The organism is Bradyrhizobium sp. WSM1743 (genome assembly GCF_000473065.1).
In the GTDB taxonomy this organism is placed as follows: domain Bacteria; phylum Pseudomonadota; class Alphaproteobacteria; order Rhizobiales; family Xanthobacteraceae; genus Bradyrhizobium.
The window spans coordinates 21759-42985 of the sequence record NZ_AXAZ01000047.1; the positions used below are offsets into that span (position 1 = coordinate 21759).

General features: G+C 64.3%; 23 protein-coding genes, 1 tRNA gene and 1 pseudogene. 9 read left to right on the forward strand and 16 right to left on the reverse strand.

Going from position 1 to position 21227, the window contains the following annotated elements:
- Window positions 1-43: 43 nt before the first annotated feature.
- Both YU9_RS0124925 and YU9_RS0124930 read right to left on the reverse strand, forming a co-directional pair.
- Window positions 44-118: transfer RNA gene (locus tag YU9_RS0124925), tRNA-Glu, on the reverse strand.
- Window positions 119-392: 274 nt separating this feature from the next.
- The gene (locus YU9_RS0124930; RefSeq protein WP_027575250.1) at window positions 393-737 is read right to left on the reverse strand and encodes a hypothetical protein; all 345 of its coding nucleotides are present in this window, start codon (window positions 735-737) and stop codon (window positions 393-395) included.
- Between YU9_RS0124930 and YU9_RS0124935 the strand changes: the two genes are divergently transcribed.
- Both YU9_RS0124935 and rpoH read left to right on the forward strand, forming a co-directional pair.
- Window positions 736-1743, forward strand: a complete 1008-nt coding sequence (locus YU9_RS0124935; protein WP_027575251.1) for an RluA family pseudouridine synthase — start codon at window positions 736-738, stop codon at window positions 1741-1743. The two genes, YU9_RS0124930 and YU9_RS0124935, sit on opposite strands and share 2 nt — an antisense overlap.
- Window positions 1744-1960: 217 nt before the next feature.
- Window positions 1961-2860: an RNA polymerase sigma factor RpoH gene (gene rpoH, locus YU9_RS0124940; protein WP_027575252.1), complete on the forward strand. Its 900-nt coding sequence runs from the start codon at window positions 1961-1963 to the stop codon at window positions 2858-2860.
- 348 nt (window positions 2861-3208) lie between these two features.
- On the opposite strand, the gene YU9_RS0124945 is transcribed toward rpoH, so the two are convergent.
- The 5 genes from YU9_RS0124945 to YU9_RS0124965 all read right to left on the reverse strand — a co-directional run bounded on the left by YU9_RS0124945 (window position 3209) and on the right by YU9_RS0124965 (window position 6835).
- Window positions 3209-3835 carry an N-acetylmuramoyl-L-alanine amidase gene (locus YU9_RS0124945; protein WP_027575253.1) on the reverse strand — a complete coding sequence of 209 codons (627 nt, stop codon included), beginning with the start codon at window positions 3833-3835 and terminating at the stop codon, window positions 3209-3211.
- A gap of 31 nt (window positions 3836-3866) precedes the next feature.
- Complete coding sequence (locus YU9_RS0124950) at window positions 3867-5072, reverse strand: GGDEF domain-containing protein (protein ID WP_027575254.1); 1206 nt, start codon at window positions 5070-5072, stop codon at window positions 3867-3869.
- A 401-nt stretch (window positions 5073-5473) separates the two neighbouring features.
- Complete coding sequence (locus YU9_RS0124955) at window positions 5474-5695, reverse strand: hypothetical protein (protein ID WP_156952104.1); 222 nt, start codon at window positions 5693-5695, stop codon at window positions 5474-5476.
- Between the two features lie 101 nt (window positions 5696-5796).
- The gene (locus tag YU9_RS0124960; RefSeq protein ID WP_027575256.1) at window positions 5797-6408 is read right to left on the reverse strand and encodes a LysE family translocator; all 612 of its coding nucleotides are present in this window, start codon (window positions 6406-6408) and stop codon (window positions 5797-5799) included.
- A 52-nt stretch (window positions 6409-6460) separates the two neighbouring features.
- Window positions 6461-6835, reverse strand: coding sequence for a response regulator (locus tag YU9_RS0124965; RefSeq protein ID WP_027575257.1), 375 nt, complete (start codon window positions 6833-6835; stop codon window positions 6461-6463).
- A 115-nt stretch (window positions 6836-6950) separates the two neighbouring features.
- On the opposite strand from YU9_RS0124965, the pseudogene YU9_RS50135 reads away from it, so the two are divergent.
- Window positions 6951-7118 (forward strand): annotated as a pseudogene (locus YU9_RS50135) (acetoin dehydrogenase); the annotation flags it as partial.
- A gap of 176 nt (window positions 7119-7294) precedes the next feature.
- Here the strand turns inward: YU9_RS50135 and YU9_RS0124975 are convergent.
- Window positions 7295-8101, reverse strand: coding sequence for a lytic murein transglycosylase (locus tag YU9_RS0124975; protein WP_027575259.1), 807 nt, complete (start codon window positions 8099-8101; stop codon window positions 7295-7297).
- A 671-nt stretch (window positions 8102-8772) separates the two neighbouring features.
- Between YU9_RS0124975 and YU9_RS0124985 the strand changes: the two genes are divergently transcribed.
- Window positions 8773-9009, forward strand: a complete 237-nt coding sequence (locus YU9_RS0124985; protein WP_027575260.1) for a hypothetical protein — start codon at window positions 8773-8775, stop codon at window positions 9007-9009.
- 186 nt (window positions 9010-9195) lie between these two features.
- On the opposite strand, the gene rpoD is transcribed toward YU9_RS0124985, so the two are convergent.
- Window positions 9196-11334 carry an RNA polymerase sigma factor RpoD gene (rpoD, locus tag YU9_RS0124990; protein WP_027575261.1) on the reverse strand — a complete coding sequence of 713 codons (2139 nt, stop codon included), beginning with the start codon at window positions 11332-11334 and terminating at the stop codon, window positions 9196-9198.
- A gap of 375 nt (window positions 11335-11709) precedes the next feature.
- Entirely contained in the window at window positions 11710-13713 is a 2004-nt protein-coding gene (gene dnaG / locus YU9_RS0124995; protein WP_027575262.1) for a DNA primase, read from the reverse strand.
- Window positions 13714-14024: 311 nt separating this feature from the next.
- On the opposite strand from dnaG, the gene YU9_RS0125000 reads away from it, so the two are divergent.
- Window positions 14025-14588, forward strand: coding sequence for a chlorite dismutase family protein (locus YU9_RS0125000; RefSeq protein WP_027575263.1), 564 nt, complete (start codon window positions 14025-14027; stop codon window positions 14586-14588).
- A 1-nt stretch (window position 14589) separates the two neighbouring features.
- On the opposite strand, the gene YU9_RS0125005 is transcribed toward YU9_RS0125000, so the two are convergent.
- Window positions 14590-14988, reverse strand: a complete 399-nt coding sequence (locus YU9_RS0125005) for a gamma-glutamylcyclotransferase (protein WP_027575264.1) — start codon at window positions 14986-14988, stop codon at window positions 14590-14592.
- A gap of 76 nt (window positions 14989-15064) precedes the next feature.
- Between YU9_RS0125005 and YU9_RS0125010 the strand changes: the two genes are divergently transcribed.
- Window positions 15065-15868 carry an N-formylglutamate amidohydrolase gene (locus YU9_RS0125010; protein WP_027575265.1) on the forward strand — a complete coding sequence of 268 codons (804 nt, stop codon included), beginning with the start codon at window positions 15065-15067 and terminating at the stop codon, window positions 15866-15868.
- Between the two features lie 3 nt (window positions 15869-15871).
- On the opposite strand, the gene YU9_RS0125015 is transcribed toward YU9_RS0125010, so the two are convergent.
- Complete coding sequence (locus tag YU9_RS0125015) at window positions 15872-16492, reverse strand: LysE family translocator (protein ID WP_084299052.1); 621 nt, start codon at window positions 16490-16492, stop codon at window positions 15872-15874.
- A gap of 130 nt (window positions 16493-16622) precedes the next feature.
- On the opposite strand from YU9_RS0125015, the gene YU9_RS0125020 reads away from it, so the two are divergent.
- Genes YU9_RS0125020 through YU9_RS0125030 form a run of 3 tightly spaced genes read left to right on the forward strand, consistent with a single transcriptional unit; the run spans window position 16623 to window position 17909 of the window.
- The gene (locus YU9_RS0125020; protein ID WP_027575267.1) at window positions 16623-16937 is read left to right on the forward strand and encodes a helix-turn-helix transcriptional regulator; all 315 of its coding nucleotides are present in this window, start codon (window positions 16623-16625) and stop codon (window positions 16935-16937) included.
- Window positions 16930-17400 (forward strand): SRPBCC family protein, encoded by a 471-nt coding sequence (locus YU9_RS0125025; RefSeq protein WP_027575268.1) that lies wholly within the window; start codon window positions 16930-16932, stop codon window positions 17398-17400. The genes YU9_RS0125020 and YU9_RS0125025 overlap by 8 nt, the downstream gene beginning before the upstream one ends.
- A complete protein-coding gene (locus YU9_RS0125030) occupies window positions 17397-17909 on the forward strand; it encodes an SRPBCC family protein (protein WP_027575269.1) in 513 nt (170 codons plus the stop codon). The genes YU9_RS0125025 and YU9_RS0125030 overlap by 4 nt, the downstream gene beginning before the upstream one ends.
- A 172-nt stretch (window positions 17910-18081) precedes the next feature.
- On the opposite strand, the gene YU9_RS0125035 is transcribed toward YU9_RS0125030, so the two are convergent.
- The 4 genes from YU9_RS0125035 to YU9_RS0125050 form a co-directional block, all read right to left on the reverse strand.
- On the reverse strand, window positions 18082-18525 hold the full coding sequence (locus tag YU9_RS0125035) for a hypothetical protein (protein ID WP_027575270.1): 444 nt from the start codon (window positions 18523-18525) through the stop codon (window positions 18082-18084).
- Between the two features lie 2 nt (window positions 18526-18527).
- Window positions 18528-18896, reverse strand: a complete 369-nt coding sequence (locus YU9_RS0125040) for a nuclear transport factor 2 family protein (protein WP_027575271.1) — start codon at window positions 18894-18896, stop codon at window positions 18528-18530.
- An 82-nt stretch (window positions 18897-18978) separates the two neighbouring features.
- Complete coding sequence (locus YU9_RS0125045; RefSeq protein ID WP_027575272.1) at window positions 18979-19446, reverse strand: MarR family winged helix-turn-helix transcriptional regulator; 468 nt, start codon at window positions 19444-19446, stop codon at window positions 18979-18981.
- A 9-nt stretch (window positions 19447-19455) separates the two neighbouring features.
- On the reverse strand, window positions 19456-21066 hold the full coding sequence (locus YU9_RS0125050) for an acyl-CoA synthetase (RefSeq protein WP_027575273.1): 1611 nt from the start codon (window positions 21064-21066) through the stop codon (window positions 19456-19458).
- Window positions 21067-21227: the final 161 nt, after the last annotated feature.

Consider the following 21227-nt stretch of genomic DNA (forward strand, 5'->3'; position numbering starts at 1 on the left):
GTTGCGGTACCGCAACCTGGTCTTGCCAGCAGAGCAAAGGCAATGGCGCTCCCTAGGGGAATCGAACCCCTGTTTCAGCCTTGAGAGGGCCGCGTCCTAACCGCTAGACGAAGGGAGCGTGAGGGGTACGACATAGCCGCGAATTTGGACGGCGGCAAGGTGAGATTCACGGGTTTCAAACGGCCTCGGCGACGTCGTCCTGGTGAAGCCAAAGCCAGGGACCATTACACCCCGGTTGGTCGTGGCTAAGACAAATCGGAGCTGCCGGCTGGATTTTGTTAACTGAACCCTGTGGTTATGGCGACGAGCGCAAGCGCTCACGCGGGGGTCCCGGATCGGCGCTTCGCTTGTCCGGGACGACGGCGGAGTATGCCTCGCGACTGCGGCCCACCTTACGGCTCATTGGCGAATTTCAACTTGCCGGCCGGCTTCAAGGTGTGGGCATCGAAGGTGCGGATCTCGATGACCCCGCCGACCTCCAGCGTGACTACGAGGCGGTCGCCGGCGACTCCGGTCGAAACGATCCTGGCGCCCTTGGGCAGGGTGGCGGTGACGTCGCCCGCCGGCTCGGGCGCCCTTCCCTCGGACTTGAAAAGGCGGTAGCCCACCGCGATCAGGACGGCGCAGATCGCCAGCGCCGTGGTCAACCCCGCGATCAGCATCATCCGCCGCACCCGCGCGAACAGCGCGGCCTGCTCGGGGGTCGGTTCGGGAACAGCGGTATCAGACGTCGTCATGGAAAGCTCTGGGTCAGCGCAAAGGTTGGAGGTTATCGTCGCCGGCGACGAGGGCTCGGCGCGGCTCGACCGCGTGCTGGCAGCGCGCCTGCCGGAGCTGTCGCGATCGAGGCTGAAAGCCCTGATCCTGGCGGGCGCAGTGCAGCTGAAGGCCGCCGCGGTCCGCGACCCCGCTTATCACGTCGCATCCGGCGATACGATCATAATCGACGTGCCGGAGGCGGCGCCTGCCGAGCCCAAGGGGGAGGAGATCGCCCTCGATATCGTGTTCGAGGACGACGACATCGTCGTCCTCAACAAGCCCAAGGGGCTGGTGGTGCACCCCGCGGCCGGCCACGAGACCGGCACCTTGGTGAACGCGCTGATCGCCCATTGCGGCACCTCGCTGTCGGGCATCGGCGGGGTGCGCCGGCCCGGCATCGTGCACCGGCTCGACAAGGACACGACCGGGCTGATGGTGGTCGCCAAGAACGACCTCGCCCATGCCTCACTGACCGCCCAATTCGCCGACCACGGCCGCACCGGCGCGATGCGGCGCGGTTACATGGCCTTCGCCTGGGGCGTGCCGAACCGGCATCGCGGCACCGTCGATGCGCCGATCGACCGCCATCCGCATGCACGCGAGAAGATGGCGGTGCGCCAGAGCGGACGCGAGGCGGTGACTCATTGGGAGATTCTGGAGAGCTTCAATGGACGCGACGACAAGGGCGTCGCCGCTTTGCTCGCCTGCGAGCTCGAGACCGGCCGCACCCATCAGATCCGCGTCCACCTCGCCCATATCGGCCATCCTCTGATGGGCGATGCCGTCTATGGCCCGCATTTCAAGACCAAGGCCAACCAGCTCGGCCCTGAGTCGCAAGCCGCGTTGGCGGCGCTTGGGCGGCAGGCCTTACATGCTTACCTGCTGGTATTGGAGCACCCGAGGACGGGAGAACTTCTGCACTGGGAGGCGCCTCTGCCGGAGGATTTGCTTCTCCTTCAAAGCGCCCTCAAAGCGGCGCTATGACGCAGGCCGCTTAAGAAAGTCGTTACATTACAAAAAGTTATAGCTGCCACACGGGGACGTGACGTCAGCAATCCTTCCCTTTTTGACCCCCGATGGGGTATATTGCGCCTGCGTTGGAAATGACCAGCGCGGAACATCGCAGCCCGGCCGGCTTTGACACAGCGGTCGTCTGCCTGGCCCGCCGCTATCGGGGGCCTGAACCTTTGGAGGGCGCACTATGGCCCGTACCGCTGCTTTGCCGGTCCTCAATGGAGAATCCGGCCTTTCTCGCTACCTCGCCGAGATCCGCAAATTCCCGATGCTGGAACCCCAGCAGGAATACATGCTCGCCAAGCGTTGGCGCGAGCATGACGATCGCGACGCGGCACACCAACTCGTCACCAGCCACCTCCGCCTCGTGGCCAAGATCGCCATGGGCTATCGCGGCTACGGCCTGCCGATCTCCGAGGTCGTCTCGGAAGGCAATGTCGGCCTGATGCAGGCGGTGAAGCGTTTCGAACCCGAGAAGGGGTTCCGTCTCGCCACCTACGCCATGTGGTGGATCAAGGCGTCGATTCAAGAGTACATCCTGCGTTCCTGGTCGCTCGTGAAGATGGGCACCACCGCGAACCAGAAGAAGCTGTTCTTCAACCTGCGCAAGGCGAAGAGCAAGATCAACGCACTGGACGAAGGCGATCTCCGCCCCGACCAGGTGCAGATGATCGCCAAGCGCCTCGGCGTCACCGATCAGGACGTGATCGACATGAACCGCCGCCTCGGTGGCGACGCGTCGCTCAACGCGCCGATCCGCGACGATGGCGAAGCCGGCGAATGGCAGGACTGGCTGGTCGACAACACGCCCAACCAGGAAGCCATGATGGCGGAGCACGAGGAGTATGATCACCGCCGTGACGCGCTGAACGGCGCCATGGGCGTGCTCAACCCGCGCGAACGCCGCATCTTCGAGGCGCGCCGCCTCGCCGATGAGCCGATGACGTTGGAAGACCTTGCCGCCGAGTTCGGCGTGTCGCGCGAGCGCGTCCGGCAGATCGAGGTCCGCGCCTTCGAGAAGGTGCAGTCCGCGGTCAAGGGCACGATCGCAAGGCAGGAACAGGCTGCACTGGAAGCCGCGCACTAAGCGGGGCGGTTCAGCACAAGAGATTGGCGGATCGAAAGTAGAGAAAAAGCCGGCGGCAACGCCGGCTTTTTTGTTTGCGTGATGCGAAGCGAAGCTCCGCACTCGGTGTCATGCCCCGGCTTGACCGGGGCATCCAGTACGCCGCAGCACCACTGGCAATAGCGAGATCTTCAATGCACGTCTCTGGAATACTGGATCGCCCGGTTAAACCGGCGATGACAGCGGTGAGTGGGACAGCCATCGCATTCCCTCTCGACGATTCTTCGGCTCGGTGGCGCAGGCGGTTTGGCTTGTTCGAGCCGCTGCTCCTCCACCTCTCCCGGCAAGCGGGGCGAGGAAGCAAACCGTCTACTCCCCCCATTCCCTTGCCATCGTCGCAAGCGTGCAGCCTTCGCAATAGCGCGCGTCCTTGTAGTCGATCCAGTTGTGCGCATAGACGCGGTCAGCCGGGATGTCGTAGCGCGCGCGCAGCACCTTGACGAGAATCTTCCACGCCGCGACCTGTGCCTCGGTCGGGCCCGTCGTCACGTCGGGATAGTTGCCGGCGAACTCGACACCGATCGAGTTGTCGCGCACGACCTGGCGATAGGTCGGCCGGTTGTCGATGTATTTGTTGTCGTTGCGGTTGGCACCGTCGCCGTGGGTCGGCACCAGGTTTTCGGCGACCGCCCAATAGACCGTGCCGTCGGTCTCGACCCAGACCGTGACGCCGCGCCGCGTCGGGTTCTTCGCCTGCGCTTGCGCGCCGCCGCGCGCCGAGCCCGCAGGTCCCTCGGTCTGGTGCACGATGACGTTGCGCCAGGGTCTTGCGTTGCGGACATCGCCCCATGGCGCCAGCCAGACGATCTTCAAGCCGGGGATGTCGGGCGTGCCGGAGGCGCGCGCGAGCTCGGCGAGCTCGGCGTCAGTTGCGGCGGCGGGAGCGATCAGAAGGAGAGCGGCCAAAGCGGCCGCTGTCAGGCGAGACAGCATCATGTAAGGTCCAATGCGACCCAAACATACGGCTTTACGCGAATTTTCTCAACGTCTCGACCGTCTCGGGCGAAAGCGGCGGGGCGGGATCATAGACCGCAAAATCGTTCTTGCCGTTCTTCTTGGCGGCATAGAGGGCGTGGTCGGCATTGGCCATCAGGCGGTCCGGGAATTCCCCGATGCCGCGATCCCACTGCGCGACCCCGATCGAGATCGCGATCGGAATGTCGCTGCCGGTGCACCTGGCGGCATCCTGACGGCAGACCTCGAGCACGCGGCGGGCGATCGTGGCAGCCTCGCGCAACGACGAGGACGGCAGCACGATGCAGAACTCGTCGCCGCCGGTGCGGGCGAGCATGTCGCCGGGGCGGAGGCGCGTCTGCGCCATCAGGGTGAAATGCTTGAGGCAGGCATCGCCGGCGGCATGGCCATGGGTGTCGTTGATGGTCTTGAAGCCGTCGAGATCGATCAGCAGCAGCGAGAACGGCGCGCCGCTCCGCCCCGAACGGGCACACTCTTCGGTCAGGCGCTGCAGCAGATGCCGCCGGTTGGCAACACCGGTGAGATCGTCGAGCAGCGCAAGGTCGGCAACCTCGTTGCGCAGCCGCTCGATCGCCATCAGCAGACAGGCGAAATTCCAAGCCATGGCCAGGAACACCAGGAGCAGGATCATCAACGTCTGCAAGCCGTTGTTGATCGCGGTGATGGCGCCGCCATAGCCGAGCAGCGCCGCGCCGGAGCGGACCGCGTGAATGGACAGGAGCAGCAATCCCACGATCGCAGCGAGGCGAGCGCCGGGATTTTCCCGGCCGTTCTGCTTGCCGAGGAGCAGCGGCAGCGTCAGCAGGATCGGAGTCGCTTGTGCCAGCGAGTAGATCACGACCCGCATCGGCATGTTGTCGGTGACGACCAGGAAGAAGGCGAGGCCGGCACCGCAGAGCAGCGAGCTGGCGATCGCCGTCGGCCAGGACACCGGCCGGTGATAGAACCGGGCCACGCCCATGCAGGCGAGCCACGACGAGAAGATCATCAGGCCGCCGCCGCCGACCAGCGAGAAGCGCAGATCCATCACGTCGCGCAGCATCGAAATCGCCGCGCCTGCTGCAGCCAGCACCGCCGCCGCCGTCCAGTACCGCGCTGCCTCGAATTTGGGATAGGCGCGCGCCACATAGGCCCAGACAAGGCCCAGCGCCAGGAAGTTGATGACGATGACGGTCCAGAGTGTCGGCACGCTCAGCATGGCGACTGCGGGACGCGCATGGTCCCGCCCTCTTCGTTTGGCAACTGCCCGTACATACCCGCCCCCGTGTTCTTGCGGGCGATCATGCGCGCGGCGCACTTAATGGAGTCTCACCGCAATCGCGCAAACTCAGGCATTGGTTTTGGATTGATGAATCCGAAAGCGGATTTCCGGAATCGTTAAGCAAGCCCAGCTGCGGACGAGTGGGCCATGCCGCGGGCGCGCGAAGCGGATTCGCGAACCAAAAGCACCCGAAAATGCATCTGAGCTGTGGATAACGCGATGACGGAGATATGACAGTGCGGGGCAGCCGGCTCCGAATCTGCTGAGTTTGTCGTCGAGGATGTTGCGAGGCTGGCCCTCCGCCGAGCATCCCTCGTGTCGCGTTCCACCATTAACCCCTAAGAGGATACTATGGCTAAGAAAGCGAAGAAGGCGGCGAAGAAGAAGGCGAAAAAGGCCAAGAAGGCGAAGAAGAAGTAACGAGGCTTCTGTTTCTTTGCCCGGGTGGACTCAGCTCCGCCCGGGCGTCGGGTAGATCTGGCGGGTTTGACGATGGCGGGCAGCGGGCCCGCTTTTTGATTGGATGAGTGTTCGAGGCGTAGATGCTCCGACAGCGTCATGGCCGGGCTTGTCCCGGCCATCCACGGCTTACGGAGCAGTACGAAGAACGTGGATGCCCGCGACAAGCCGCATGACGATCTTTCAAGAGCTGAAGGAAACTCTACCGCTCCGAAAACGCCAGCTTGGCACCGAGCGCGGCAAAGCCGGCGGCAAAGCTGCGGCGCAGCCAGGCCATGACGCCCGGCCGGGAGATGACGCGCTCGCGCACCGAGGCGGCGGAGAAGCCATAGAGGACGAACACCACAAAGGTCATCGCCATGAAGGCGCCGCTCAATTCCAGCATGCGCGCCAGCACATGGGCCTCGTCCGCCGCGATGAACTGCGGCAGGAAGGCGAGGAAGAAGATCGACAGTTTTGGGTTGAGGATGTTGATCAGGAAGCCGGTGACGATGACGCGGCCACTCGATCGCTCCTTGATCTCGCCGCCAACCGCGAGCGTCCCCGTCTCGCGCAGCGCCTGCCAGGACATGTAGAGCAGATAGGCGACCCCGCACCATTTCAGCGCAGCGAAGGCAAGTGCGCTGGTGTGGAGCACGGCGGCAAGGCCGAGCATCGCCGCCACCATGTGCGGCACGATTCCGAGCGTGCAGCCGAAGGCGGCAGCTATGCTGGCCCGCGAGCCACGGGTCAGCGCCGCGGCCAGCGTGTAAAGCACGCCGGTGCCGGGCGAAGCGACGACGATGAGGGAGGTGAGCAGGAAGGACAAGGTCATGGACGGACCTTATCACCCCCCTCGCGCCGAGAAAGCGAGCCCCGGGTATCCGTCAGGACAGCTGAGCGATCTCGGCCTCGCGCAGCACGTCGAGCGGCGCCCAGGGCTTGGCCCAGAACTTGGCGCCGTCGGGCAAGGGCTGCTTCAAGGGGCGGCCGGAGGTGACGATGACATCGAGCTTCGGATTGCGGTGCTTGGCGATGTGCGCGAGCTCGACGCCATTCATGCGGCCGGCGAGCTGGATGTCGGTCAGCATCAGGCAGAGCGCGCCGGCGCTCTTGTCGAGGACGCGCTCGGCCGCCTCGGCGCTTTCGCACTGGATGACCTGGTAGCCGCTCTCTTCCAGGAGAACGCAAAGCATCTCCCGCTGCATGGCGTCGTCTTCAACGATCAGCGCTGTCGCGCGAAATGGCTTTGCTTGTCCCATCGGCAGCTCCCAATGCATGCCTCCATAACACATGTTAAAAACCGAAGCCGGCAACGGTTCGGTTTCATTTCAAAAAAAGTAATCGATAGTTCCACGATTGGGACTTGACCGGGGGAGTTCGCCGAAAGACGCCGCGCTGAGCATCATCAGGGACATCGAGAAGAACGAGCCGCGCATTCTGATCGGAAACGACGCCCGCTTCATGGACCTGTTGCAGCGCTTCCGCCCGGGAACGTACTGGGCGCCGTTGCAGCGGCGACTGGAGAAGATGGCGAAAGGGGAAGTAGTCGCGCGGCACGACAGCGTCGCCGCTGCGCGTTCCCCTGTCGCCACACGCTCCGCTGTCATGCCCCGGCTTGACCATCCAGTACGCCGCAGCTTCTCGGCTCAATCGCTGCCGTCTCTGGAATACTGGATCGCCCGGTCAAGGCCGGGCGATGACACCGACTATGGGGATCCTCACTGCCCCATCAACCGATCCGCGAAATACCCGATCGTCTTGCGATAGACCACCGCCCTGTTCCACTCGCGCATCGCCTCGAAATTGGCGGTGCCTTCGCCATAGGGCTGGCCCATCTTGAAGCCGTTGGTGCGCAAGAGGTTCGCGGTCGAGGCGAGCACGTCGGGGACGCTGTGGCGGAGGTCGACATGGCCGTCGCCGTCGAAATCGACGCCGTATTTGATGTAGGACGACGGCAGGAACTGGGTCTGGCCGATCTCGCCGGCATAGGCGCCGATGAGATCGCGCAGCGGCAGGTCGCCGCGCTGCACGATCTTGAGCGCCGCGAGCAGTTCGCCCTGGAACAGATCGGTGCGGCGGCAATCATGCGCGAGCGTCGCCAGCGTGCGGATCACCGGCAGCTTGCCGGTGTCGCCCTTGCCGAAATCGCTTTCCAGCCCCCAGATCGCAACCAGGATATAGCGAGGCACGCCGAACTGCTGCTCGATGCGCGACAGCAGCGCGGCATGACGCTGCAGCAGCGCCCGCCCGCCATTGATGCGGCCGGGGCCGACGCGGGTCGAGACGTACTGCTCGAAGGTCTTGTTGAAGGTGTAGCGCTGGCGCCGGTCGAAGGCGAGCACGGCGCCATCAGGCGTCACGCCGCTGAGCGCCGCGCTGGTCACGCTCGCGGAGACGCCGGCGGCCTGCGCCTCCTGGGCCATGCCGGCAATGAAGCTGTTGAAGTCGCCGCCGCAGCGGGCGGCTTGCGCCGACCCGCCGGCCAGAGACACGACCAACGCGGCGGCGAGAAGCAGTCTCAGCATGTGGCGCAATCCCCCAAATCCCAGCGCGAAGCAGCGCGCGATCATGCCCGGGAACGCTGCGAGCGTCAAAGCGCAGGGGCAGCGCGATCATGGCGCAGCGGTGCAAGGCAGACAGCGGCAAAGGCGGCGGACATGGATCGCGGCTCGCCGTGCAGGACGTGGCGCAGCGCACGCGCGCGCGTTGACTTGTTTTTGCACTTGCGATCACACCGGCTGGAAGACGTGCAGGCCAATGCACTTCCCTACAGAGCGCGTCGCTCTAGCTGTGTTGCGAGAGCAAAAGGAAGATGAACAAAATGATTTGGCAATCCAAATAATTGCGTTGATGCGGGACTACATCACACAGGGCAACCCATGCATATCTCATGCGCTCGCTGCGACATCGACGCAACGACGATTTGCCTTGCCATCGCGGGGCGCAGCCTATAGCATTCTATTTTAGGTTGTCGCCCCCACCAGCCCCGGGCGACGCTGAAGACGGAGATAAACGGCGGGCTTCGGCCCGCCGTTTATTTGAGGGTTCGCATCGGGGTCATCCGAAGCGCATCGCGCTTCCTTCCTGCAAACAGATTTTGCCGACCGATGCGCAGAGAGCTCCGCATCACCACGGCTGCATGCTGACAATCGCGAAAGCCATTTGACTGCGGCGCCCTGATCGACGACAAGCCGTCATGGCCAAGAAACCCGGAACCAATCCCAAAGGCGAGTTCGCCTTCTTCAACGTCGTCTACGAAGACGGCTCCCAGCGCTCCAACCGCCGCGTGCCCACCGAGCTGCTCGGCGGCCTCGACGGCGACGAGCCCGCGCGCAGCTACATCATGGAGCAGGACCGCGAGATCGCGGAGAAGAGCGGCCGGCCCACGCTGGAGATCAAGCGGATCGAGCGGGTGGGGGCGAAGAAGAAGTAGGGCTTCGATCTCTCCACGTCATTGCGAGCGCAGCGAAGCAATCCAGAATCCCTCCGCGGAAAGACTCTGGATTGCTTCGCGGAACCTGTCATCGGGCCGCGCTTCGCGCGGACCCGTTGGCTCGCAATGACGAACAAAAAACGGCGGGCTAACGCCCGCCGTTTTGCTTTGGATCGCGGTCTACGATCAATTATCCAGGAAGCTCCGCAGCTTCCTCGACCGCGACGGATGCTTCAGCTTCCTTAGCGCCTTCGCTTCGATCTGGCGGATGCGCTCGCGCGTCACGCTGAACTGCTGGCCGACTTCTTCCAGCGTGTGGTCGGTGTTCATGCCGATACCGAAGCGCATGCGCAGGACGCGCTCTTCGCGCGGCGTCAGGGACGCCAGCACGCGCGTGGTGGTCTCGCGCAGGTTGGACTGGATCGCGGCGTCGATCGGCAGGATCGCGTTCTTGTCCTCGATGAAATCGCCGAGATGTGAATCCTCTTCGTCACCGACCGGCGTCTCCAGCGACAGCGGCTCCTTGGCGATCTTGAGGACTTTTCGCACCTTCTCCAGCGGCATGCCGAGCTTTTCGGCCAATTCCTCAGGAGTCGGCTCGCGGCCGATCTCGTTGAGCATCTGGCGGCTCGTGCGCACGATCTTGTTGATCGTCTCGATCATGTGCACGGGGATGCGAATGGTGCGCGCCTGGTCGGCGATCGAGCGGGTGATCGCCTGCCGGATCCACCACGTGGCGTAGGTCGAGAACTTGTAGCCGCGGCGGTACTCGAACTTGTCGACCGCCTTCATCAGGCCGATGTTGCCTTCCTGGATCAGGTCGAGGAACTGCAGGCCGCGATTGGTGTACTTCTTGGCGATCGAGATCACGAGGCGGAGGTTGGCTTCCACCATCTCCTTCTTGGCCTGGCGTGCCTCGCGCTCGCCCTTCTGCACGGAGTGCACGATCTTGCGGAACTCGACGATCTCGAGACCGGTCAGCGCGGCGAGCTGATGCACCTCGTGGCGGAGGTCCTTGATGCGGTCCTTCTCGTGGTGGACGAAGTTCTTCCAGCCCTTGGCCGAAAGCTTCGAAACGCGATTGAGCCAGCGCGGATCGAGCTCCGAGCCGGTGTAGTTGCGCAAAAAGTCCTCGCGGGCGACGCCGTGGCTGTCGGCAAGGCGCATCAGGCGGCCCTCATGCGAGACGAGGCGCTTGTTGATGTCGTAGAGCTGCTCGACGAGCGAGTCGATGCGCGCCTGGTTCAGGCGCAGCGACTTCACCTCGACGATGATCTCGTCCTTCAGCTTCTTGTACTTGCGCTCCTGGTGCGGCGAGAGCGACTCGTTCTGGAGCTGGTTCTGGATGTCCTGCTCCTGAAGCTTGCGCAGCTTCTTGTAGCTGTCGGCGATCTTGTCGAAGATCTCGACCACCTTCGGCTTGAGCTCGGCCTCGATCGCCGCCAGCGACATCTGGTTCTCGAACTCGTCGTCATCCATGTCGGCTTCGGCCGCGGCTTCGCCGGGATCCTTGTCCTCGCCGGCCTCGGCACCACCGGCGGGCGGCGCGGCACGGAACGGGGTCGGCGCCGGCGGCGCCGCAGGCGGAGCGACATGCGCGGGCGCAGCGGCGGACGCTGCAGCTTCGCCGCCCTCGGCCGGCGCTTCGCCGTTCTCACTTGGACCTGCGATCATCGCGGTGTTCATGCCGCCCTTGGCGTCCGGGCCGGCATAGGTCGCTTCGAGATCGATGATGTCGCGAAGGAAGATCTTGCCTTCGTTGAGCTCGTCGCGCCAGATGATGATGGCCTGGAAGGTCAGCGGGCTTTCGCACAGCCCTGCGATCATCGCCTCGCGGCCGGCCTCGATGCGCTTCGCAATCGCGATTTCGCCTTCGCGGGAGAGCAGCTCGACCGTGCCCATCTCGCGCAGATACATGCGCACGGGATCGTCGGTGCGCTCGCCCGGCTCGCTCTTCTTGACCTCGGTGACAGCCTTCTGGGTGACCTCGACGAGCTCGTTATCGGTCTCGTCGTCGCCCTCGTCCTTCTCCTCCTCGCCTTCGGTGTCGTCGGCTTCGGTGACGTTGATGCCCATGTCCGAGAGCATCGACATGATGTCCTCGATCTGTTCGGGCGAGGTCTGGTCGGACGGCAAGACTTCGTTGAGCTGATCGAAGGTCACGAAGCCGCGCTTCTTGGCCTGCTTGATCATCTTCTTCACGGCGGCGTCGGACAGGTCGAGCAAGGGCGAGGGCGCGTCCTGGGAGTCCTTCTCCGGCGCATCCGCTGCCTTGTCGTCTTTTTCCTTGTCCTTCGCCTGCAGCGTCTTTGCCTTGGTGGCCATCCATTGCTCCTAAACGCGCTTCATGCGAGACGCCCGCCGCGCCCGCGTGAATTCACTTGAACCTGTTGCTCGACGCTCTCGCTTCGGCAGCTCTCGACACGGAAAGGGCGGCGCACAAACCTCTCGCCACCCCCAACTTTCTTTCGCCGGAATTGCCTAACGCTTCGTCAGCCTCTTTGTCGCGGCGGATGCAGGTGTAGTGCCAACAGCGATTGCGCGGATTCATTCCTGACGCGTCTGTTATGCCTGCGGCCGCCTCTGGGCCAAAGTGCTACAAGACCGTTAAGCCTCGATTAACCCTGTTTTTGCCGCCAAACCAAGGATTTGGCGAGTCTTTTAGCGGTTCCGGCCCCGGCCGTCCGCATGATTCTTTCATCACATGCTCTTCTGGAGCCGGCCCGACAGCTCGCCAAAACCCTCGATCAGGGCCTCGGTACCATCGACTTCTCCTATCCGAGCCTTGACGTCACGCAGCCATGCCAAATTGGCCTCACTGGGATCCTCCCCCAAGGCCAGCTCGGCGTCTTTCAGCTCTCTAAGTAGTGAATGCCATTGCCGATGCAAGGCAACCAGCTGGTGCCAAGTGGCAAGAACGTCGTCCCGTGCTGCGCCCTCGCGGGCGGCCCACACCGCCTGGGTCGTGATGACGTTCTCAACCCTTTGAAGAACTTGCGAAAATCCGCCCTTTTCGAGATCGCTGCGCATCTTCTCGGCCTGCTCGCCGGGGTCAGGCGAGTGGTGATGGTCGTTGGCGAAGGCGGCAATGATGCCGGCCCTGAGCTTATGGGCCTCGGGATGGGCCAGCTCCAGGGCGGCGACCTCCTCGAGATGCTCATGCAGCAGCCAGGGGTGGTTGATCAGGCATTGCAGGATCAGGGCCTCCCGGCGGGAAATGGCGCTGCGCTGGCCCCGCATGATCGGGCTTGCCGCCAGCTGCGGGCTCGCCGCTTGGTAGGGGCCGGACGGTAGCAGGGTGGGACCCGGGGCGCCGCGGCGGCCGCCGCCGAATCCCTGGGCGCCGAATCGATTCGGGCCCCCTGCCCTCGGCTGGAACGGCCGGCCGCCGCCCGCCCGGAAATTGCCCCGGCCGCCAAAGCCGCGCCCGCCTTCGGGCGCGAAGGTGCGCTGCAGCCGCTCGACGAACTCGTCGCGATAATAGCGCCGCACCACCTCGTCGCGGATGCCGTTCGTGAGCTCCTTGATGCGCGCCTCCAGCGCGGCGCGGCGTTCGGGCGTGGCGAAATTGCCGCCTTCGAGCTCGCGCGACCAGATCATGTCGGCGAGCGGCCGCGCCGCCGCGATCACCTCCTCGATCGCGCCGCGCCCGCCGGAGCGGACGAGATCGTCGGGGTCTTGCCCCTCCGGCAGCAGCGCAAAGCGCAGGCTCTTGCCCGGCGCGAGGAAAGGCAAGGCAAGATCGGCGGCGCGATAGGCCGCCTTCTGCCCGGCGCGGTCGCCGTCGAAGCAGAGGATCGGCTCGTCCGCCATCTTCCAGAGCAGCGCGAGCTGGCTTTCGGTGAGCGCGGTGCCGAGCGGCGCTACGCTGCCTGCAAAGCCCGCCGTGACCATGGCGATGACGTCGACATAGCCTTCGACCACGATCAGCGCGCTGCCGTCATGCGTGGCTTTGCGCGCGGTCTGGTGATTGTAGAGATTATCGCCCTTGTGGAAGAGCGGTGTCTCCGGCGAGTTCAGATATTTGGCCGGAACGTCCTTCTCCAGCGCGCGCCCGCCGAAGGCGATGACACGGCCGCGCAAATCGGTGATCGGAAACATCACGCGATCGCGGAAGCGGTCGTAAGGAACGGGGATGTCGTTGCCGGCAACCAGCAGCCCGGTCTCGATCATGTCCTCGACAGAGATGCCCTGCTGCCCGAGATGCTCCTTCAGCGCGAAGCGGTCGGGCGGGGCATAGCCGAGGCGGAACTGCAATTGCGTTGCCGGCGAGATGGCGCGGTCGGCAAGATAGCCGCGCGCCTTGGCACCGACGCGCGAGGCCAGTGTCTCGGCGAAGAATTTCGCCGCCAGATCCATGACGTCGTGCAGCGATTTGCGCCGCTGCTCATGCCGCGCGGCATCGGGCGTCACCGCCGGCAGCGGCAGGCCCGCCATGCCCGCGAGCCGCTCCACGGCCTCAGCGAACGGCAGGCCATCGGTCTCCATGATGAAGGTGATGATGTCGCCGTGCTTGCCGGAGGAGAAGTCGTGGTAAAAACCCTTCTGGTCGTTGACGTAGAAGGACGGCGTCTTCTCCTGCTGGAACGGCGACAGCCCCTTCCACTCCCGTCCCGCCTTCTTCAGCTTGACGCGCTTGCCCACGACCTCGGAGACCGAAAGCCGGGCACGAAGCTCATCGAGGAACTGGGGCGTGAAGCGCATGGGATGTGTGTAGCGCGAAACCGGGGTGAGTCGGGCGGAGGATCAGGGATATAGGTGCGGCCGGGCTAGAAGTCAGGTTTAAGCGGGTTATCCGGGATATTCGACCTATTCACAGGGCTTGGTCCCGTCACCCTGAGGTGCTCGCCTCTTCGGCGAGCCTCGAAGGGCGACAGCCCGGCTGCATCCGGGCCGATTCATCCTTCGAGGCTCACACTGCTTTGCAGTGTGAGCACCTCAGGATGACGGGACCAACATCCCGAATGACAACGGAAACTCTTGAACCGCGCCCGGTTCCACGCTTCCATACCCCCATGTTCAGGACCTTTCGAGGCGGCCAGAGCGGGGGCTGGCGTGTGACCTCGATTTCGTCAGTGACGGGCGAGCCCCTGCCCTTCATGCCGGCGCTGTCGGTCACCGACAGCGAGGCCGTCTCGTTGCCACAGATACCCTCGCGCAATGCCTGGCGGCTGGTCGGGGTCGCGAGCAACTTGCGCTACACCGAGCGGCCCGAGAAGCAGCAGCTCGTGGCCGTGCAGGCCGGTCTCGGCCGGTTAGAGGCAACCAGCGCGGCGCTGATCCCGATCCGCAAGTCGCAAGCCTGGTGGGAGCTGACACAGGAAGAGCGCCGCAAGATCTTCGAGGACAAGTCGCACCACATCGCCGGCAGCCTGCGCTTCCTGCCCGCGATTGCGCGCCAGCTCTATCATTGCCGCGACCTCGGCGGCCCTTTCGACTTCCTCACCTGGTTCGAATTCGCCCCCGCACACGCCTCGCTGTTCGAGGAGCTGGTGGCGATGCTCCGGCGGACCGAGGAGTGGAGCTATGTCGAGCGCGAGGTCGACGTGCGCGTGGTGAAGGAAGTGCTGTCGGCCTAGTCTAATGCTCCAGGAACCGACCGGACTCGATGCGCGGCAGACCGGTGACGGGCCAGTTGTAGACGTAGGTCCAGGCCTTCTCGGTGGTGCCGTCGGCGCGCGTCACATCGACCAGCTGCCGCAAATATTCCGTCGGCTCCGGAAAGCCCTCGCCGCAGGCCTCGTACATATCGAGCTCGCGCAGGAGCTCGTCCGGCACGCGCAGGTGAAAGAGCTCGCCATGGACGATGTCCGACGGCGCGTGGGAGAGCAGCAATCCCGGATAGTGCTTCACCAGGACGAGCCGGCCGCGGCAGGTCGCTTCACCCAGAAATTCCGCATGGCCCGCGAGCAGCCGCGCCATCGGATGGTCGAAGCCGCGCATCAGGGTGCCGTAGACGAAAAGTCGATCGGAGCTCATGGTCTTCCAACGTTGCGACGACGGCGCAATGCCGTTACTCCGTTTACACACGTTGTTATTCCATAGGCAAATCAGCATGGATTTGGACATAGCCGGGGCAACCGATCAGCTGCTCGGCGAGGGCGACATTCCGCCCGTGCATGAGGTGAATGCGGCAGGGGCATCGCCCTTCCTGCTCACCGCCGACCATTACGGACGGGTGCTGCCGCATGCGCTCGGCGATCTCGGCGTCGCAGAAAGCGATCTTGTCAGGCACATCGCCTGGGACATCGGCATCGCCGGCGTCGCCGAGCGGCTCGTCAAGATGCTCGACGCGCATCTGATCGCGCAGCGCTATTCGCGGCTCGTGATCGACTGCAATCGTCCACCCGGCGTCGCGAGCTCGATTCCCATAATCTCCGAGGCGACCGCCATCCCCGGAAATGAGAGTCTATCGGCCGCGGCCAAGCAGATGCGCCGGCGCGAGATCTTCGATCCCTATCACGCCCGGATTGGCGCTGTGATCGATGCGCGCGTGCAGGTGGGCAAGCCGACGGTGCTGGTGGCGTTGCACAGCTTCACGCCCGTCTATTACGGCGAACCGCGGCCCTGGCACATCGGCACGCTCTATCACCGCGACACGGTGCTGCCGCGGCTGATGCTGCAGCATCTGCGGGGCGAGAGCGACCTCGTCGTCGGCGACAACCAGCCTTATGCGGTGAGCGACATCACCGACTACACCATCCCGGTCCATGGCGAGGCGCGCGGGCTGATCAACACCGGCATTGAAATCCGCCAGGACCTGATTATGGACGAGAGCGGCCAGCAGCAATGGGCCGAGCGGCTGGCGCGGATCCTTCGCGAGATCGAGGCAACGCTGCACAAGGAAGGGATGGCCTAATGGTCATTTCGCCCGCGTCAGCGCCAGCCAGATGCCGCCGCCGATCATGAAGCCGCCGGAGATGCGCGACATCATGCGCGTGCGGCGCGCCGAGAAAAATTTTCGGGCACGCCCGGCGGCGATCGCGTAGAGCGCATCCGTCATCACCGCGGTGACCATAAAGGTGGCGCCGAGCAGCGCGACTTGCGGAAAGTGCGGCTGGTTCATGTCCATGAACTGCGGGATGAAGGCGCCGAAGAACACCAGCACCTTCGGGTTCGACAGCAGCACCAGGAATCCCTGCAGGAAGAAGCCGCCGCGCGGCGGCGGTGGCGGCGCCTCGAGATCGACGCCCGCGACCGGCGCCCAGATCAGCTTGATGCCGAGCCAGACGAGATAAGCGGCGCCGGCAAAGCGCACCCAGTCGAACCAGTAACCCATCGTCGCCATCAGCGAGGTCAGGCCGACCGCGACGATGCCGATGACGATGGCAAGCCCGGCTTGCGCGCCGGCAACGTTGGTCAGCGCCGCACGCGTGCCGTGGCGCAGGCCATTGGCGATGACGAGGGTGACGATCGGCCCCGGCAGCAGCGCCAGCGCAATGCAGGCGGCGACGAAGGCGAGATAGGCTTGCATGGACATCATGGGGAGGGACTCGCTGCAGTTTGCCGCATTAATGCATGGGAGGACCGGGAACGGAAGCCGGTGCCGCATATGTTGTTCCGGCAAGAACGGCGCTTGACATGCAACCTTTTGGTTGCCTATTATCGCTGCCATGGATGAGGTCTTCAAAGCGCTGGCAGACGCATCGAGACGGTCGCTGCTGGACAGACTTCACGCCAGGAACGGTCAGACCCTGAACGAACTTTGCGAGGGGCTCGCGATGACACGGCAGGCCGTGACCAAGCACCTTGTGATTCTGGAAGAGGCCAACCTGGTGACAACCATCAGGCAGGGCCGCGAGAAACTGCACTACCTCAACCCGGTGCCGATCCATCAGATCGGCGAACGCTGGATCAGGAAATTCGAGCGCGGCAAGTTAGCTGCGCTCAACGAGCTGAAACGCCAGTTGGAGAAGCGCGATGAGTAAGCCGGAGTTCGTCTACGTGACCTACATCGAGACCACGCCCGAGAAGCTGTGGGAGGCGCTGACGTCGAGCGAGTTCACCAGGCAGTACTGGTTCGGCGCCGAGGTCAAATCGGACTGGAAGGTCGGCTCTCCCTTCGCGCTCACACTTGACGGCGAGGTCACCGATTCCGGCGAGATCCTCGAGTCCGATCCGCCGCGGCGCCTGTCCTACAGCTTCAAGCACCACAAGTACGAGGAGCTTCGCGGCGAGCCGACCTCACGCGTCGTCTTCACCATCGAACCGTTCGGCTCGCTCGTGCGTTTGACCGTGCTGCATGACGGCTTCGTCGAGGGCGGCAAATATCTCGGCGCCGTCTCCAACGGCTGGCCGGCGATCCTGTCCCAGCTCAAGAGCCTGCTCGAGACCGGCAAGCTGCTCGGCATTCCACGCGCAGCCCTGAACAAGGGATTCGATGCAAAATGAACCTCGATCAATTCAAGCCGCTCACGGTCTACACCATCTACATCGCTTCGACGCCGGAGAAGGTGTGGGAAGCGCTGACCTCGGCCGAGTTCAGCAAGCAGTACTTCTTCGGCAACGAAGTTGAGGTCGAGCCGCGCCTTGGCGGCTCGTTCGCCGTGCGCACGCCTGACGGCGCGCTGCACATCAGCGGCGAGGTTCTCGCCTACGATCCGCCGCGAAAGCTCTCGGTCACGTTCAACGTCAACTGGCCCGAGCTGATCGAAAAGCTCGGCCCCACGCTTGTCACCTACGAGATCGAACAAGTCGGCGACGCGGTCCGGCTCACCATGAGCGAAGGCCATGACCGCCCGCTCAGCGACGACATCCTTGCCGGCGGGCGCTCCGGCTGGCCGGCGATCCTGTCCAGCCTCAAGAGCCTGCTCGAGACCGGCAAGCCACTGGCCGTGAAAATGGGCCCGCCGCAGCGGATGCTCGACGCGCTGAAGGCGATGGGGATCAAGACGCCGTAGGCGCGGCAACCTCCGCCGTCGCCCTGGGATCATGGGTCCCGGATCAGCGCTTCCCTTCGCACGCTTGTCCGGGACGACACCTAAATAGCCGGCGCCACCATATCGTGATCCTTGCACGCATGAATTGGGCCGTCGGCAAACACCGTTCCTGCTTGGCCTGACGCGCCGCTTATCAGGCGCGCGACGTTAGCAGAAGCGCCACGCCGAGATTGGCCGCGAACAGAGCCGCGTCGATGACGAAGATCCGGAGCATCGGGCCTTTCAGCACCGGCCAGTAAGCCACCCCGACGCGGCCTCCGCGCAACAGCACCGGAACGTTATAGGCGAACTGGCCGAAATGGCAGGCGGCGAAGAACAGGAACAGCGCCAGCTGCGCTTCGGGCGGCTGGAAGAAGGATGGACGAGCGGCCAGAAGATAGAGCGACAGCAGCCCGATCGGCAGATTCATCGCGCCCAGGAATGCGACGCTGGCCGCCAGGGTCGGCGCGATTGGATTGCTGCGCTCTTCCCGCGGCAGCAGGATCTTCAGCGTATTGGCTTGGGCGATGCTGAACTGGATGAAGGCACCGACGAACCAGAGCGTGTTGAGAAGCAGGACGAAATCCGAAAGGCGCATGGCTATTTTCCGTAAAAGGCTTCACTGCGCACGATGCGGCCCGCACCGTCGAAGTCCATGAACTCGCTGGCGCGGGTGTCGCCCAGCTGCCACCACACCGTCAGTCGCGCGATCGCCTCGTCCCAGCTCCAGCTCAGGATCTTCAGGTCGGCACTTTCGATGTGGCCATAGGCTTTCCGCCAGTAGGCGCGGATGTTCTCAGCGCCGGTGACGGTCGGAGAACCCGTCAGGGTGAGAGCGAGCGGGCTGCGCATCTGCGCATCGTCGGCGAAGTGCGCGACCACCGCGTCGATATCGACCCTGCACCAATTCGCGCACCATGCCGCGACAAAGCGTTCGGCGGCTGCGCGGTTCATTGCCTGCCCGCTCATGACAAGAATCCTCCCCCGGCTCGTGGCCGGGAAAGTGGCAAACCCCGCTCCTCATGTCAACTATGTTGACTTGAGGTTTCGGTCAGTTGTTGTCGGCGATCGCCTCCATCACGCCCACCCACCCAGCCGCACCGGTCGCCCCGACGCGATCGAACGCCGCGCGCAGGACCTTGCGCTCGTGGTCCGAGGCCCGCTGCTCGATGCGGCGTCCCGCTTCCGTCAGGCGCAGCAGTTTCGAGCGGTGCTGCTCCGGCGAGCGCTTCGACGTCAGGAGCTTGCGCTCCAGGAGCAGATTGAGCGGCCGGTTCAGGGCCTGCTTGGAAATGCCAAGAATCTCGATCAGCGCGCCGATCGCGATGTCGGGCCGGCGCGCCACCACATAGAGGATACGATGATGCGGGCGCGACAGGCCCTGCTTGGCGAGATAGCCGTCGGCCTCCAGCGTCATCCCGCGCCAGCCGTAATACATCAGCTCCAGCGCCGCATCGAGCTCGTGCAGCTTTGCAAGCGAGGCGCGGTGAAGCCCCGCGGTTTGAGACGTCTTGGCCATTGTCGGAAGCTAGCCCCTCGCCCGCAGCTCGCGCCGCAGCACCTTGCCGGTCGCCGTCATCGGCAGCGTCTCCGCGAATTCCACGAAGCGCGGATATTCGTGCGCGGCGAGCTGCACCTTGACGAATTCCTGGATCTCGCGCGCGAGCGCATCGGTGCCGGTAAAGCCCGGACGCAGCACGATCCAGGCCTTGATCGATTCGGTCCGGATCGGATCGGGAATGCCGACCACGGCGGCCATCGCCACCGACGGATGCTTCATCAGCGTGTGCTCGATCTCCGACGGGCCGACGCGATAGCCGGCGGTGGTGATGACGTCGTCCTCGCGGCTGACATACCAGAAATAGCCGTCCTCATCCTGCACGCCGAGATCACCGGTGAGCAGGAACTCGCCGGCATATTTCTTCGCGGTCGCTTCGGGATTGCGCCAATATTCGAGCATGGTGACCGGGCACGGCTGACGCACGCCGATGATGCCGCGCTGGCCGCGCGGCAATTCCTCGCCCTTGTCGTTGACGATGCGGACGTCGAAGCCCGGCGTCGCCTTGCCCATCGCGCCGGGGCGGATCGGGAACAGGTTGGAGTTGCTACCGATCACGAGATTGCACTCGGTCTGGCCGAACACCTCGTGTGCGTCGATACCGAAAGTCTCGCGCACCCAGCCGAGCAATTCGCCGCCGAGCGATTCACCGCCGGTGAAAATGCTGCGCAGCTTGACACCCGGATGCTTCACCCCGGCCTGCCGCATCAGCTTCAGGGCCGTCGGCGGCAGGAAGACGTTGCGCACGGACAGATCGGCCATCATTTGCATCGCCGCCTGCGGCTCGAACTTTCGCGCGCGATGGCCGACCAGGGGAATGCCGTGATACCAGAACGCCAGCAGGCCGTTGACGAGGCCGCCGATCCACGCCCAGTCCGCCGGCGTCCACATGAGATCGCCGGGCTTGGGTAAGAAGTTGTGGCACATCTCCACATTGGGCAGATGACCGAGCACGACGCGGTGCGCATGCAGCGCGCCCTTCGGGTTGCCGGTCGTGCCGGAGGTGTAGATGATCAGCGCGGGATCGTCGCATGAGGTGTCGACGTTTGCAAAATCTTCGGACGCGGATTCGATCGCTGACCAGAACGGCTTTGCACCGGCGTGGACGGCGCTGCTCGTGACATAGATGTCCTGCAAATAGGGCAGCCGGTCGCGGATCTTGGTGAGCTTCTCCCAGCCCGCCTCGTCGGTGATGATGGCTCTTGCCTGCGAATTCGACAGGCGGAATTCCAGCGCGTCCTCGCCGAACAGCGCAAACAGCGGGATCGAGATCATGCCGGAGCGGAACGCCGCCATGTGCGCGATCGGCAGCTCCAGCGACTGCGACAGGAACACTGCGACGCGGTCGCTTCGGACAAGCCCATCCGCCTTCAGCACATTGGCGAAACGGCGCGACATCTCCGCGACCTCGTCGAATGTGGTGCGCGTGGTGGTGCCGTTCTCGTCGACATAGATCAGTGCAAGCCGGCCGGTGCCGTCGGCATGGCGGTCGCAGCACGCCTCCGCCATGTTGAAGCGTGCGGGGATATCCCAGCGGAAGTTGCGGGTGAGCTCGTCATAGCTCTTGGCTTCGGTGAGCATGGGCCTGGTCGTCTTCCCCGTGTCTTGTTGTTATCGCCCACTCTAGATCCACGTACGCTCGGAACAAGTCCCGAGACGTCATTCCGGGGCGACGCGCCAGCGTCGAACCCGGAATCTCGAGATTCCGGGTTCGCCCTACGGGCACCCCGGAATGACGGCGA

Excerpts from the sequence above, each read along its gene's own strand:
- YU9_RS0124935 (WP_027575251.1), top strand. The coding sequence starts at position 736 with ATGGAAAGCTCTGGGTCAGCGCAAAGGTTGGAGGTTATCGTCGCCGGC.
- YU9_RS0124930 (WP_027575250.1), bottom strand. The coding sequence starts at position 737 with ATGACGACGTCTGATACCGCTGTTCCCGAACCGACCCCCGAGCAGGCC.
- rpoH (WP_027575252.1), top strand. The coding sequence starts at position 1,961 with ATGGCCCGTACCGCTGCTTTGCCGGTCCTCAATGGAGAATCCGGCCTT.
- YU9_RS0124945 (WP_027575253.1), bottom strand. The coding sequence starts at position 3,835 with ATGATGCTGTCTCGCCTGACAGCGGCCGCTTTGGCCGCTCTCCTTCTG.
- YU9_RS0124950 (WP_027575254.1), bottom strand. The coding sequence starts at position 5,072 with ATGCTGAGCGTGCCGACACTCTGGACCGTCATCGTCATCAACTTCCTG.
- YU9_RS0124955 (WP_156952104.1), bottom strand. The coding sequence starts at position 5,695 with ATGACGCTGTCGGAGCATCTACGCCTCGAACACTCATCCAATCAAAAA.
- YU9_RS0124960 (WP_027575256.1), bottom strand. The coding sequence starts at position 6,408 with ATGACCTTGTCCTTCCTGCTCACCTCCCTCATCGTCGTCGCTTCGCCC.
- YU9_RS0124965 (WP_027575257.1), bottom strand. The coding sequence starts at position 6,835 with ATGGGACAAGCAAAGCCATTTCGCGCGACAGCGCTGATCGTTGAAGAC.
- YU9_RS0124975 (WP_027575259.1), bottom strand. The coding sequence starts at position 8,101 with ATGCTGAGACTGCTTCTCGCCGCCGCGTTGGTCGTGTCTCTGGCCGGC.
- YU9_RS0124985 (WP_027575260.1), top strand. The coding sequence starts at position 8,773 with ATGGCCAAGAAACCCGGAACCAATCCCAAAGGCGAGTTCGCCTTCTTC.
- rpoD (WP_027575261.1), bottom strand. The coding sequence starts at position 11,334 with ATGGCCACCAAGGCAAAGACGCTGCAGGCGAAGGACAAGGAAAAAGAC.
- dnaG (WP_027575262.1), bottom strand. The coding sequence starts at position 13,713 with ATGCGCTTCACGCCCCAGTTCCTCGATGAGCTTCGTGCCCGGCTTTCG.
- YU9_RS0125000 (WP_027575263.1), top strand. The coding sequence starts at position 14,025 with ATGTTCAGGACCTTTCGAGGCGGCCAGAGCGGGGGCTGGCGTGTGACC.
- YU9_RS0125005 (WP_027575264.1), bottom strand. The coding sequence starts at position 14,988 with ATGAGCTCCGATCGACTTTTCGTCTACGGCACCCTGATGCGCGGCTTC.
- YU9_RS0125010 (WP_027575265.1), top strand. The coding sequence starts at position 15,065 with ATGGATTTGGACATAGCCGGGGCAACCGATCAGCTGCTCGGCGAGGGC.
- YU9_RS0125015 (WP_084299052.1), bottom strand. The coding sequence starts at position 16,492 with ATGATGTCCATGCAAGCCTATCTCGCCTTCGTCGCCGCCTGCATTGCG.
- YU9_RS0125020 (WP_027575267.1), top strand. The coding sequence starts at position 16,623 with ATGGATGAGGTCTTCAAAGCGCTGGCAGACGCATCGAGACGGTCGCTG.
- YU9_RS0125025 (WP_027575268.1), top strand. The coding sequence starts at position 16,930 with ATGAGTAAGCCGGAGTTCGTCTACGTGACCTACATCGAGACCACGCCC.
- YU9_RS0125030 (WP_027575269.1), top strand. The coding sequence starts at position 17,397 with ATGAACCTCGATCAATTCAAGCCGCTCACGGTCTACACCATCTACATC.
- YU9_RS0125035 (WP_027575270.1), bottom strand. The coding sequence starts at position 18,525 with ATGCGCCTTTCGGATTTCGTCCTGCTTCTCAACACGCTCTGGTTCGTC.
- YU9_RS0125040 (WP_027575271.1), bottom strand. The coding sequence starts at position 18,896 with ATGAGCGGGCAGGCAATGAACCGCGCAGCCGCCGAACGCTTTGTCGCG.
- YU9_RS0125045 (WP_027575272.1), bottom strand. The coding sequence starts at position 19,446 with ATGGCCAAGACGTCTCAAACCGCGGGGCTTCACCGCGCCTCGCTTGCA.
- YU9_RS0125050 (WP_027575273.1), bottom strand. The coding sequence starts at position 21,066 with ATGCTCACCGAAGCCAAGAGCTATGACGAGCTCACCCGCAACTTCCGC.